13 protein-coding genes and 1 tRNA gene are annotated in these 11,600 nt (G+C 67.3%); 7 read left to right on the top strand and 7 right to left on the bottom strand.

What is annotated here, in order from left to right; genetic code table 11:
* The 6 genes from C5F48_RS18835 to C5F48_RS18810 form a co-directional block, all read left to right on the top strand.
* Positions 1-448 (top strand): VIT1/CCC1 transporter family protein (locus tag C5F48_RS18835; protein ID WP_181247727.1); only part of this gene is annotated, 448 nt, incomplete at its 5' end.
* Between the two features lie 134 nt (positions 449-582).
* Positions 583-1,512, top strand: a complete 930-nt coding sequence (locus C5F48_RS18830; protein ID WP_107665372.1) for an AEC family transporter — start codon at positions 583-585, stop codon at positions 1,510-1,512.
* 13 nt (positions 1,513-1,525) lie between these two features.
* Positions 1,526-2,356: an S-formylglutathione hydrolase gene (gene fghA, locus C5F48_RS18825; protein ID WP_107665371.1), complete on the top strand. Its 831-nt coding sequence runs from the start codon at positions 1,526-1,528 to the stop codon at positions 2,354-2,356.
* On the top strand, positions 2,349-2,813 hold the full coding sequence (locus C5F48_RS18820) for a YaiI/YqxD family protein (RefSeq protein WP_107665370.1): 465 nt from the start codon (positions 2,349-2,351) through the stop codon (positions 2,811-2,813). The genes fghA and C5F48_RS18820 overlap by 8 nt, the downstream gene beginning before the upstream one ends.
* On the top strand, positions 2,810-3,433 hold the full coding sequence (locus C5F48_RS18815) for an HAD family hydrolase (protein WP_107665369.1): 624 nt from the start codon (positions 2,810-2,812) through the stop codon (positions 3,431-3,433). The genes C5F48_RS18820 and C5F48_RS18815 overlap by 4 nt, the downstream gene beginning before the upstream one ends.
* Positions 3,430-4,338 carry an ornithine cyclodeaminase family protein gene (locus C5F48_RS18810; RefSeq protein WP_107665368.1) on the top strand — a complete coding sequence of 303 codons (909 nt, stop codon included), beginning with the start codon at positions 3,430-3,432 and terminating at the stop codon, positions 4,336-4,338. Before C5F48_RS18815 ends, C5F48_RS18810 begins: the two co-directional genes overlap by 4 nt.
* A gap of 19 nt (positions 4,339-4,357) precedes the next feature.
* Here C5F48_RS18810 and C5F48_RS18805 read toward each other — a convergent pair.
* From C5F48_RS18805 to leuC, 7 genes are all read right to left on the bottom strand, one after another.
* Positions 4,358-4,434, bottom strand: a tRNA-Pro gene (locus tag C5F48_RS18805).
* 69 nt (positions 4,435-4,503) lie between these two features.
* The gene (locus C5F48_RS18800; RefSeq protein ID WP_107665367.1) at positions 4,504-5,475 is read right to left on the bottom strand and encodes a DMT family transporter; all 972 of its coding nucleotides are present in this window, start codon (positions 5,473-5,475) and stop codon (positions 4,504-4,506) included.
* 93 nt (positions 5,476-5,568) lie between these two features.
* Entirely contained in the window at positions 5,569-6,678 is a 1,110-nt protein-coding gene (gene leuB / locus C5F48_RS18795) for a 3-isopropylmalate dehydrogenase (RefSeq protein WP_107665366.1), read from the bottom strand.
* A gap of 74 nt (positions 6,679-6,752) precedes the next feature.
* Positions 6,753-7,769 (bottom strand): endonuclease/exonuclease/phosphatase family protein, encoded by a 1,017-nt coding sequence (locus C5F48_RS18790; protein WP_342766848.1) that lies wholly within the window; start codon positions 7,767-7,769, stop codon positions 6,753-6,755.
* Positions 7,770-7,828: 59 nt separating this feature from the next.
* Complete coding sequence (locus C5F48_RS18785; protein WP_245941253.1) at positions 7,829-8,608, bottom strand: hypothetical protein; 780 nt, start codon at positions 8,606-8,608, stop codon at positions 7,829-7,831.
* 301 nt (positions 8,609-8,909) lie between these two features.
* Positions 8,910-9,515 carry a 3-isopropylmalate dehydratase small subunit gene (gene leuD / locus C5F48_RS18780; RefSeq protein ID WP_107665364.1) on the bottom strand — a complete coding sequence of 202 codons (606 nt, stop codon included), beginning with the start codon at positions 9,513-9,515 and terminating at the stop codon, positions 8,910-8,912.
* 88 nt (positions 9,516-9,603) lie between these two features.
* The gene (leuC, locus tag C5F48_RS18775; RefSeq protein ID WP_107665363.1) at positions 9,604-11,022 is read right to left on the bottom strand and encodes a 3-isopropylmalate dehydratase large subunit; all 1,419 of its coding nucleotides are present in this window, start codon (positions 11,020-11,022) and stop codon (positions 9,604-9,606) included.
* A gap of 326 nt (positions 11,023-11,348) precedes the next feature.
* Here leuC and C5F48_RS26165 point away from each other — a divergent pair.
* A partial coding sequence (locus tag C5F48_RS26165) for an RsfS/YbeB/iojap family protein (protein ID WP_373454355.1) occupies positions 11,349-11,600 on the top strand: 252 nt, incomplete at its 3' end.

The following is an 11,600-nucleotide window of genomic DNA, read 5'->3' as shown; positions in this document are numbered from 1 at the left end:
GACCTGGGTGCAGCCGGGGCTGGCCGGGCTGATGGATGGCTCGGTCTCGACGCTGGCGCCGATCTTCGCCACCGCCTTCGCCACGCAGGACCCCTGGACGACGTTCCAGGTCGGGCTCGCGGCCTCGGTCGGGGCGGGGATATCGATGGGCTTCACCGAGGCGGCGCATGACGATGGCGTGCTGTCGGGGCGCGGCGCGCCGTGGAAACGCGGGCTGGCCTCCGGGGTGATGACCACGCTGGGCGGGCTGGGCCACGCCCTGCCCTATCTGATCCCGGATTTCTGGACGGCGACGGTCATCGCCATCATCGTGGTCTTCGTCGAGCTCTGGGCCATCGCCTGGATCCAGAACCGCTTCATGGAGACGCCCTTCGTCCGCGCCGCGCTGCAGGTGGTGCTGGGCGGCGGGCTGGTGCTGGCGGCGGGGATCCTGATCGGCTTCGGCTGAGCAATCCCGCAGGCCGGATGATTTCAGGGCAGCGGGCGCGGAAAGCCCGCCAGAAGTCGCAGAGACGGCCCCAGCGGCTTGCATCTGCCGGGGCGGCGTGAAAGCTTGGCCCGACACCGAGCCGAAAGCCCCGCATGCTGCCGATCCTGCTGAAAACCCTGCCGTTCTTCGCACTGATCGGGGTCGGCTACTGGGCGGGGCGCGTGCGCTTCTTCACGCCGGAGGCAACGGCCTATCTGACGAAATTCGTCTTCTACTTCGCCCTCTCGGCGATGCTGTTCCGCTTCGCCGCCAATCTGTCGCTGGACGAGATCTATTCGACGCCGTTCGTGCTGGCCTACCTGCTGGGTTGCGGCATCGTCTATGCCTTGGCCACGCTGGTCGCACGGCTGCGCCGGGTCAGCGTCGAGGAGGCGGCGGTCGAGGCGCAATGCGCGGTGATCGGCAATACCGGCTTTCTCGGCATCCCGATGTTCGTCGTCCTGCTGGGGCCGCAGGCGGCAGGGCCGATGCTGATGACGCTGGCGATCGATCTGATCGTCTTCTCCAGCCTGATCACGCTGATCATCACCGGGATGCGGCAGGGACGGATGAGCTGGGCCGTGTTCCGCGCGCTGGGAATGGGGCTGTTGAAGAACCCGATGATCGTCTCGATGGTGCTGGGGCTGCTCTGGTCGTCGAGCGGGGTTCCGGTGCCGGGGCCGCTGAACGAGTTCCTCGCGCTGCTCGGCGCCGCGGCCACGCCCGGCGCGCTCTTTGCCATCGGCGCCTCGCTCGCCACCAAATCGGCGGAGCGGATGGAGGTGGCGGCCTGGCTCAGTTTCTGCAAACTTGTGCTGCATCCGGCGGCGGTGGCCTTTGCCGCGCTGGTGGTCTTCGAGGTGGAGCGGGAGGCGGCAGGTGTGATGATTGCGGCCTCGGCTCTGCCGGTGGCGGGGAATGTCTATATCCTCGCCCAGCATTACGGGGTGGCGCCGCAACGGGTGTCCGCCACCATCCTGATTTCGACGGCGATCAGCATCCTGACGATTACCGGGGTGATCGCCTGGGTCACGAGCTTCTGAGAGGAGAGAAGAGATGAAGACCATTTCCGAGAACCGGGCCTTCGGCGGAATGCAGGGGGTCTATACCCACAGTTCCGAAGCCACCGGCTGCGACATGACCTTCGGCCTGTTCCTGCCGGAAGAGGCCGAGAGCGACCCGGTGCCGCTGGTCTGGTACCTGTCGGGCCTGACCTGCACCCATGAGAACGCGATGGTGAAGGCCGGGGCGCAGAAATGGGCGGCGGCCGAAGGTGTGGCGCTGATCTTCCCCGACACCTCGCCGCGCGGCGAGGGGGTGGCGAACCATGCCGATTACGATCTGGGGCAAGGCGCGGGCTTCTATGTCAACGCCACCGAGACGCCCTGGGCGCCGCATTTCAAGATGTGGGACTATGTGACCGACGAGCTGCCGCGGCTCCTGTTCAACGCCTTCCCGCTGGACGAGGGGCGGCAGGGCATCACCGGGCATTCGATGGGCGGGCATGGCGCGCTGACCATCGCCATGAGCTTCCCGGGCCGCTTCCGCTCGGTCTCGGCCTTCGCGCCGATCGCCAACCCGACGCAATCCGACTGGGGCCGCAAACAGTTCACCGCCTATCTGGGCGAGGACGAGACGAAATGGGCGCCGCATGACGCGACGCTGCTGATGCGGAAGCGCGGTTTCGACGGACCGATCCTGATCGATCAGGGGGCCTCCGACCAGTTCCTCGACCTCCTGAAGCCCGAGGCGCTGGCCGAGGCGATGATGCAGCGGCGGCAGAACGGCGCCTTCCGGATGCAGAAGGGCTATGACCACAGCTACTTCTTCGTCTCGACCTTCATGGAGGACCATATCGGCTTCCATGCCTCGGCGCTCTATGCCTGAGGGCGGCGCCATCTACATCGACGCCGACGCCTGCCCGGTGAAGGCCGAGGCGGAGCGGGTGGCGACGCGGCACCGGATGCGGATGATCCTCGTCTCGAACGGGGGCATCCGGCCTTCGGCCAATCCGCTGGTGGAAAGCGTCTTCGTGCCCGACGGGCCGGACGTGGCCGACATGTGGATCGCCGAGCGGGCGGGACCGGGGGATGTAGTGGTGACCGGGGACATCCCGCTGGCCGCGAAATGCGTGGCGGCGGGGGCCCTCGTGGTCAAGCACAACGGCGAGCCCCTGACCCCGGCCAACATCGGCAATGCGCTGGCGACGCGCGATCTGATGCAGGATCTGCGCTCGGCCGATCCGTTCCGGCAGGGCGGCGGGCGACCCTTCTCCAAGGCCGACCGTTCGCGCTTTCTCGAGGTGCTGGAGCGGCTGGTGCGACAGGCGAAAGGAAAGCCATGAAACCGGAAGCGGTGGTGTTCGACATCGGCAATGTGCTGATGGAATGGAATCCGGAACGGTTCTACGACGGGGCGATCGGCGAGGCGCGGCGGCGGCAGCTGTTCGCCGAGGTCGATCTGATCGGCATGAACGAGAGCATCGACGCGGGCGCGCTGTTCCGCGAGACGATCCACGCGCTGGCCGATGCGACGCCTGCCTGGGGCCCCGAGATCCGCATGTGGCACGACAACTGGATCGAGATGGCCTCGCCCCGCATCGACCATTCGGTGGCGCTGCTGCGGGCGCTGCGCGCCAAGGGCGTGCCGGTCTTTGCCCTGACCAACTTCGGGGTGCACAGCTTCGCCTATGCCAGGACACAATACGACTTCCTGAGCGAGTTCGACCAGACCTTCGTCTCGGGCGAGATGGGCTGCATCAAGCCCGATCCGGAGATCTTCCGGCTGATGGAGGCAAGCTGCGGCGTGGCGCCGGAGGCGCTTCTCTTCACCGACGACCGCGCCGACAACATCGCCGCCGCCGCGGCGCGCGGCTGGCAGGTGCATCATTTCACCGGACCGGAAGGCTGGGCGCGCCGCCTGGTCGCGGACGGGTTGCTGAACGAAACGGAGGCAGGACTATGATCGACATCATCGGACCCGAGGCGGAGGCGCATCTGACCTGGAACGGCCTCACCGACGCGCTGGAGGCCGGCCACCGCCTGCCGAAGGCCGAGATCGCCGACATCTTCCTCTATCGCGGCAAGGACACGCTCCTGTCGCGCGCGGCCTGGATCAGCGGGCTGGGGCAGTTGGTGAAGACGGCGACGATCTTCCCGGGCAACCCGTCGCACGGCCTCCCTTCGGTGAACGGCGCGGTGAACCTCTATTCCGACCGCGACGGCACACTGGAGGCGCTGGTGGATTTCCACCTCGTCACCAAGTGGAAGACCGCCGGCGACAGCCTGCTGGCGGCGAAGAAGCTGGCGCGGCCCGACAGCCGCAACATCCTGCTGGTCGGGGCCGGGACCGTGGCGCGCTCGATGATCGAGGCCTATGGCAGCCTGTTCCCCGAGGCGCGCTTCACCGTCTGGAACCGCTCGCCGGAAAAGGCGCAGGCGATGGCCGGCGGCAAGGTGAGCGCCACGGAGGATCTGGAGGCGGCAGTGCGCGCGGCCGACATCATCTGCACCGCCACGATGAGCCATGATCCGGTGGTGAAGGGCAAATGGCTGAAGCCGGGCACCCATCTCGACCTGATCGGCGCCTATCGGCCCGACATGCGCGAGGTGGATGACGAGACGCTGCGCCGCGCCTCGATCTTCGTCGACAGCCGCGCCACCACCATCGGCCATATCGGCGAGATCAAGGACCCGATCGCCCGCGGCGTCATCTCGGAATCGGACATCCGCGCCGATTACTACGACCTGTCGCACGGCGGCTTCGCCCGGCGCTCGGCCGAGGAGATCACCCTGGCCAAGAACGGCGGCGGCGCGCATCTGGACCTGATGACCGCTTCCTACATCGCCGCCATGTGGCGACTGCGCTGAGGGGATTCTCGGGAAAAATTGGTCGGAGCGAGAGGATTCGAACCTCCGACCCCCTGCTCCCGAAGCAGGTGCGCTACCAGGCTGCGCTACGCTCCGACCGTGGCGTCGGGGTAAACCGTCCGACGGGCATTTGCAAGGGGGCAAGATGCGGTTTCGGTGCCGAAGTTACAGGTCGCGGTCCCGCGCCTCGTAACGCTTCAACAGCAGCGAGATCCGCGGGCTGATGCCGCTGGCCGGGCCGGAGCGCGACTTCAGCACCGGCTGGTTCTCCGACACATGTCCGCGCGATTCGCGCAGCACGATGTAGAGCCCGCTGCCGATGATCACCGCCGCCCCGACCCAGGTGAAGAGGTCGGGACGCTCGTGGAAGATCAGCGCGCCGAAGATCGCGGCCCAGACCATCTGCGAATATTGCATCGGCGCCACGATCACCGCCTCGCCCACCCGGTAGGCGGCGATGATGGCCAGCATGGCGACGAAACCGCAGGCGGCGATGATGCCGATCATGCCGAAATGCTCGACCGGCATCGGCTGGTAGACGAAGGGCAGCGCGAGGCCAAGCGCGATGAAATTCGCCATCATCGGGTAGATCAGCAGCACCACCGACCGCTCGGCCTGGCCGATCTTGCGCACGGTGATCGAGGCCAGCGAGGAGGTGACCGCCGCGGTCAGCGCCGCGAGATGGCCGAGGCTCAGCGCCTCCGCCCCCGGGCGCAGCACGATCATCACCCCGGCGAGCCCTGCCACGATGGCGAGGCCGCGGCGGATGCCGATCGTCTCGCCGAGAACCGGGATGGCCAGCAGGGTGATCAGCAGCGGCGCGGCGAAGAGGATGGCGTAGGTCTGCGCCAGCGGCAGCACCGAGAAGGCGTAGAAGGCGCTGACCCCGGTGATGACGGTGCAGGCGCTGCGCAGCGCGGTCCACCACGGGTGGCGCGGCCTGAGATTGCCGTCGGTGCGGTCGTTCATCAGCATGACCGTCACCAGCGGAAAGGTCAGCAGCTGCGAGAAGAAGATGATCTGGATCGGCGAGTAATGCGCGCCGAGGATCTTCACCACCACGTCATGCGAGGCATAGATCGCGAAGGAGGCCAGTGCGAAAAGCGCGCCACGCAGGTTCGATTTCACGACGGACATCCGGGTCGCTTTCTGCACTGTGCCGAGGGGACGGAATGCCGCACCTTCACCCGCCCCGCGCGCAAGCGCAAGGCGGGTCGGCGCGGCGCCCGGTCAGAGGCTGGCGTCGAGTGCGGTGACGATGGCGTCGCCCATGCCGGAGGTGGAGACCGGCGAGCCGCCCTCCGGGCCCATGAGGTCGGCGGTGCGCACGCCGTCGGCCAGCACCTTCTCCACCGCCTTCTCGACCCGGGTCGCCTCGTCGCCCATGTCGTAGGAGTAGCGCAGCGCCATGGCGAGGCTGAGGATGCAGGCGATCGGGTTGGCCTTGCCTTGGCCGGCGATGTCGGGGGCCGAGCCATGCACCGGCTCGTACATCGCGCGCGGGCGACCGTTGGCCATCGGCGCGCCGAGGCTGGCCGAGGGCAGCATGCCGAGGCTGCCGGTCAGCATCGCCGCGCAATCCGACAGCAGGTCGCCGAACAGGTTGTCGGTAACGATCACGTCGAACTGCTTGGGCCAGCGCACCAGCTGCATCGCGCCGTTGTCGGCATACATGTGGGTCAGCTCGACTTCCGGGTATTCGTTGTCATGCACCCACTGCACCTCCTCGCGCCAGAGGATGCCCGACTCCATGACATTGGCCTTCTCCATCGAGCAGACCTTGTTGTTGCGGCGTTTGGCCAGTTCGAAGGCGGAACGGGCGACGCGGCGGATCTCGTCGGTGGTGTAGCGCTGGGTATTGACGCCGAAGCGGCCGCCCTCGTTGTCGGGGAAGATGCCGCGCGGTTCGCCGAAATAGACGCCCGAGGTCAACTCGCGCACGATGACGATGTCGAGGCCGGCGACGACCTCCTTCTTGAGGCTGGAGAAATCGGCCAGTGCGTCGAAGCACTGGGCCGGGCGCAGGTTGGAGAACAGGTCCATCTCCTTGCGCAGACGCAGCAGGCCGCGCTCGGGCTTCACGCTGAAGTCGAGGTTGTCGTATTTCGGCCCGCCGACGGCGCCGAGCAGCACGGCGTCGACTTCCATCGCCTTGGCCATGGTGTCGTCGTGGAGCGGGGTGCCATGCGCGTCATAGGCGCAGCCGCCCACCAGATCCTCGGTCACGTCGAAGGTCACGCCGCGCTTGGCGCCGAGCCAGCCGATGATCTTTTTCACCTCGGCCATCACTTCGGGGCCGATGCCGTCGCCGGCGAGGATGAGGAGGGAAGGATTGGCCAATGTACGCTCCTGCGGTCAAGAAAGGTTGGTTTCCCGCCTACCGGCTTGCCCCCCTAGGGTCAAGCGCGGCAGGCTCAGGGCAGCACGATGTCGACCCAGACCGGGCGGTGGCGCGAGGCCGTGGCGGCGACTTCGGCCAGCGGATCGCCCGGCGGCGGCCAGAGCACGCCGGAGCCCGCGACCTGCAGGTCGGCGGAGGGCAGCACCAGATCGACCCGCAGATGCCCGGGGCCTTCCTTGGCAGTGAAATCCGCGGTGTCGAGCGCCGGGTCGCCGCGCTGGCCTTCGTCGCGATGCCCGCCCCGGCCGCGCGGGTGCGGGTCCTGCAGCGCCGGATGCGCCAGCAGCGCCGCAAGCCCCTGTCGCAGCCCCTCGCCATCCTCCGGATCGAGATTGGCGTCGCCGAGGATCACGAAGGGCGGCTCCGGCGGCGGCATCGGCAGCCGGGCGTCGAGCAGCAGCCGCCAGAATGCCGCCTCGTCATGATTGCGCCGGCCGTTGCGGTCCTCGGGCCCGTCGAAGACCGGCGGGGTGGCGTACCAAGCCAGCAGCCGCAGGCTGCCGCCGCCCGGCAGACGCAACGGCGCCTCCCAGTGGCCGGTGGTGGAGAGCCGTTGCAGCGCGCGCGCCTCACCCGCGTCCGGCCACAGGCTGCCGGGCAGGTCGCGCCAAAGAAGGCCGGAGAAGTCGCGCACCGCCGCCGTGTCGATCGGCAGCCGCGACAGGATCGCCATGCCGGCCTCGCCCGAAAAGCGGCCGTAGCCCTGCGCGTCGCGCGGCCCGCCCCGCCTGCCGTCACCGTCAAGGTCAAGCCCGGTCGGCCGGCCGCTGTTTGGTCGCAGGGCGAAGCGATGCGGATAGGCCAGCCCCTGCCCCGCCAGCCGTTCGGCCAGTTGGCCGAGCGCGGCGAGCCCGAGGTCGTAGTCGATCCCGGTCAGCAGCAGCACATCGGCGTCGAGCGCTGCCAGCATCCGCTCCACCGCCAAGAGCTGCGGATCGTCGCCCCGTTCCATGTCGCGCAGCAGCAGCCCCGGCCCGTCACGGGTCAGCGCCGCATTCCAGGTGGCGATGCGCAGCGTCTCGCCCGCCACCGCCAGCGGCAGGCAGAAGACGATCAGGCAGGCCTGGAGGATCAGGCTGGAGAGCAGGATCAGACAGGCAGATAATCCGCCGCGGGCGGCAGCACCCCCAGCCGCCGCTTCTCGCGGATCATCTCCGCGATGCGGGCCAGGGCGACGCCTCGCATGAACAGGCTGGCGGGCAGGAAGGACCATGCGGTCATCGTCCAGATCAGGGTCTGCGGTGAATGGAGCGTCATCGGGTCGAGACCGTCGCCGGTGAATTCGACGACGGCCGGGATCAGGAATGGCAGAAGAAACGCTAAGGCCACGTTAAGCCGGGCATCGCGCCGCAGGCGCAGGATCACGTCGCCGCCGGTGGTAGGATCGAAGGTCGGCAGGTTCACCCAGACGTTGAAGGCCCCGCCGCCCAGCGGCCAGCGGCTGAGCCACAGCAGGGTGACGAAGCCGGTGAGCACCAGCAGCGCCAGCAGGCAACTCAACCCCGCCGCGCTGCGCAGGCGGGCGATCTCAGCCTCGGAGGCGTCGGGCTGCAGCATCTCCGCGGCCAGCCGGACCGGGCTGTAGGGGAAATCCATGCCGCGCCCCGCCAGATCGCCCAGGGTTTCCAGCAGCAGCGTCAGCGTGGTCGGCTGCACGCGGCCGCATTCGATCAGGGTCAGCGTCAGCACGGTCAGCAGCGCCAGGAGGTAGCGGATCCGGTTGAAGGGCGGCGCGTCGCGGAACTCCACCAGCCCCGGATAGGTGGCGTTGTATTCAACCAGGGTCAGCGCCGAGGCGAAGAGCGCGATCAGCGCCACCATCTGCTTGCCGTCGGGGGAGACGCCCGGCAGCAGCAGCGACGGAGCCATGATGAGGCCGATGATCAAGAATGCGCGCGGAATTGCACCGGTCAGACGTGAAATCGCCACCTTGTCGCCCTCAATCCGCCCGGACAACCGCGCCCGTGCGCCCACCTACAGCGACGCCCGCCTCCGGGCTTCGCTCGCTTTTTCAAAATTTCGCAGACTGCCTATCCGTTGCAGAAGCGTAGTCATAAAAACGATGGAATGTGGCAGCTTAGGGGCAAACACGCTGTCAGGCTGCGTCAAAATGAGCAACAAAAAGGGCCGCCCCGAAAGGCGGCCCCATATTTGGTGATTTTGGCCGGGCCTACACCCAAGGACGGAGTGTCGCAGCGGTCTTCTCGAAGCCGTCGATCGAAGCGGCTTTCTCCAGCGTCAGGCCGATATCGTCGAGCCCGTTCAAGAGGCAGTGCTTGCGGAACGAATCAACTTCGAAGGGGAAGGACTGGCCGTCGGAGGTGGTGACGGTCTGGTTTTCCAGATCGACGGTGATGCGGGCGTTGGCGCCCTTGCGGGAATCCTCCATCAGCACCTCGACCACCTCGGGCGGCATGACGATCGGCAGGATGCCGTTCTTGAAGCAGTTGTTGTAGAAGATGTCGGCGAAGCTGGTGGAGATCACGCAGCGGATGCCGAAGTCGAGGAGCGCCCAAGGGGCGTGTTCGCGCGAGGAGCCGCAGCCGAAGTTGTCGCCGGCGACGATGATCTCGGCATTGCGGTAGGCCGGCTGGTTCAGCACGAACTCCGGGATCTCCTGCCCGTCCTGGGTGAAGCGCATCTCGTCGAACAGGTTCTTGCCGAGACCGGAGCGCTTGATCGTCTTCAGGAACTGCTTGGGGATGATCATGTCGGTGTCGATGTTGACCAGCGGCATGGGGGCCGCGACACCGGTGATCTTGGTGAATTTATCCATAATGGTTTCCCTTGGGTTACCGGCTCCGGAGGGTCCGGGCGGCATGCGCATCGGATGCACAGGTCATGCACATCCGATGCAGACGGGTTCAGACGGTCTCGGCCATCATCTCGCGCACGTCGGTCAGGTGGCCTGTCACCGCCGCCGCCGCCGCCATGGCGGGCGAGAGCAGGTGGGTGCGGCCGCCGCGACCCTGACGCCCCTCGAAATTGCGGTTCGAGGTCGCGGCGCAACGCTCGCCGGGCGAGAGCTGGTCGGGGTTCATCGCGAGGCACATGGAGCAGCCCGCCAGACGCCATTCGAAACCGGCGTCGATGAAGATCTGCGCCAGACCCTCCTCTTCCGCCTGCGCCCGGACGAGGCCGGAGCCGGGGACGACCATGGCGCGCATGCCCGGCGCCACCTTCTTGCCCTTCAGGATCGCCGCCGCCGCGCGCAGATCCTCGATCCGGCCGTTGGTGCAGGAGCCGATGAACACCGTGTCGATCTTGATGTCGGTCAGCTTCTGGCCCGGGGTCAGGCCCATGTAGTCGAGCGAGCGCTGCGCCGCCTCGACCTTGCCGCCGGTGAAATCGGTCGCGGCCGGAACGGTGCCGGTGATCGGCAGCACATCCTCGGGCGAGGTGCCCCAGGTGACGACGGGGGCGATGTCTTCGCCCTTCAGGGTGATGACCTTGTCGAAATGCGCGCCCTCGTCGGTGTAGAGCGTCTTCCAATAGGCCAAGGCCGCTTCCCACTGCGCGGCCTTCGGCGCATGCGGGCGACCCATGACATAGGCGAAGGTCGTCTCGTCCGGCGCGATCAGGCCGGCGCGGGCGCCGCCCTCGATCGCCATGTTGCAGACGGTCATCCGGCCTTCCATCGACAGTTCGCGGATCGCCTGACCGCAATATTCGATGACATAGCCGGTGCCGCCCGCCGTGCCGATGGCGCCGATCACGCTGAGGGTGATGTCCTTGGCGGTGACGCCGGGACGCAGCGAGCCGGTGATCTCCACCTTCATGTTCTTCGACTTCTTCTGGATCAGCGTCTGCGTCGCCAGAACATGCTCCACCTCGGAGGTGCCGATGCCATGCGCCAGCGCGCCGAAGGCGCCGTGGGTCGCGGTGTGGCTGTCGCCGCAGACCACGGTCATGCCCGGCAGCGTCCAGCCCTGTTCGGGGCCGACGATGTGGACGATGCCCTGACGGATGTCAGAGACGGGGTAGTAGTTGATCTTGAAGTCGCGCGCGTTCTTGTCGAGCGCGTCGACCTGGATGCGGGATTCCTCGTTGTCGATATGGACATCGCGGCCCGCGGTGGTCGGCACGTTGTGATCCGGAACGGCGATGGTCTTCTCGGGCGCGCGGACGGTGCGGCCCGTCATGCGCAGACCTTCGAAGGCCTGCGGGCTGGTCACCTCATGGACCAGATGGCGGTCGATGTAGAGCAGGCAGGTGCCGTCTTCGGCCTGATGGGCGACGTGGTCGTCCCAGATCTTGTCATAGAGGGTACGCGGAGCGGTCATGGCTCTCACCTTCACTTGGGGATAGCTGCGGGAATGTCGGAGGGGACAGCGGCGTCAGGGCGCGCGGGGCGCCCGCCGCGTCAAAGCCGGGCGAGGATCGTGCGGGTCATGCCGAAGAAGCGGGCCGGAAGCCGCGCATGATCGGTGATGTTGAAATAGACGAAGCCTTGCATGCCTCAGGAAATAAGCGCCCGGCGGAAAAAATGCAAAGTGTTTCGCGTCGCCGGCCGCGCTTGCCCCCCGCCGCCCGAAGGGTTACGAGCACGGGCTGCATGGAACGGGCGCGATTGTTGAGTCGGCGTCCGTCGGGTGCTATGCTGCAAGGCATGAGCCCTGCGCCGGGGCGGGATCGGCGCGCAACTCTGGAGGACGATGTCCTGTCTCATTCTGACCCCACGACCGGGCTTCCGGTCGGGCAGCGGCCGGCTCGCATGAGCGCCGCGCAAACCGCATCCGATCAGCCGACGAGCGAAGTGCTGCTGGAGCATATCCTTGCCTCGCTGGACGACGACAAGGCCGAGGATGTCGTGCAGATCGATCTGCGCGGGCGTTCCGACATGGCCGATTACATGGTGATC

It is taken from the genome of Cereibacter changlensis JA139 (assembly GCF_003034985.1).
Lineage (GTDB): Bacteria > Pseudomonadota > Alphaproteobacteria > Rhodobacterales > Rhodobacteraceae > Cereibacter > Cereibacter changlensis.
The sequence above is the reverse complement of the archived record's forward strand: the minus strand, read 5'-3'. Positions and strand labels throughout refer to the sequence as shown.

Excerpts from the sequence above, each read along its gene's own strand:
- C5F48_RS18830 (WP_107665372.1), top strand. The coding sequence starts at position 583 with ATGCTGCCGATCCTGCTGAAAACCCTGCCGTTCTTCGCACTGATCGGG.
- fghA (WP_107665371.1), top strand. The coding sequence starts at position 1,526 with ATGAAGACCATTTCCGAGAACCGGGCCTTCGGCGGAATGCAGGGGGTC.
- C5F48_RS18820 (WP_107665370.1), top strand. The coding sequence starts at position 2,349 with ATGCCTGAGGGCGGCGCCATCTACATCGACGCCGACGCCTGCCCGGTG.
- C5F48_RS18815 (WP_107665369.1), top strand. The coding sequence starts at position 2,810 with ATGAAACCGGAAGCGGTGGTGTTCGACATCGGCAATGTGCTGATGGAA.
- C5F48_RS18810 (WP_107665368.1), top strand. The coding sequence starts at position 3,430 with ATGATCGACATCATCGGACCCGAGGCGGAGGCGCATCTGACCTGGAAC.
- C5F48_RS18800 (WP_107665367.1), bottom strand. The coding sequence starts at position 5,475 with ATGTCCGTCGTGAAATCGAACCTGCGTGGCGCGCTTTTCGCACTGGCC.
- C5F48_RS18785 (WP_245941253.1), bottom strand. The coding sequence starts at position 8,608 with ATGGCTCCGTCGCTGCTGCTGCCGGGCGTCTCCCCCGACGGCAAGCAG.
- leuD (WP_107665364.1), bottom strand. The coding sequence starts at position 9,515 with ATGGATAAATTCACCAAGATCACCGGTGTCGCGGCCCCCATGCCGCTG.
- leuC (WP_107665363.1), bottom strand. The coding sequence starts at position 11,022 with ATGACCGCTCCGCGTACCCTCTATGACAAGATCTGGGACGACCACGTC.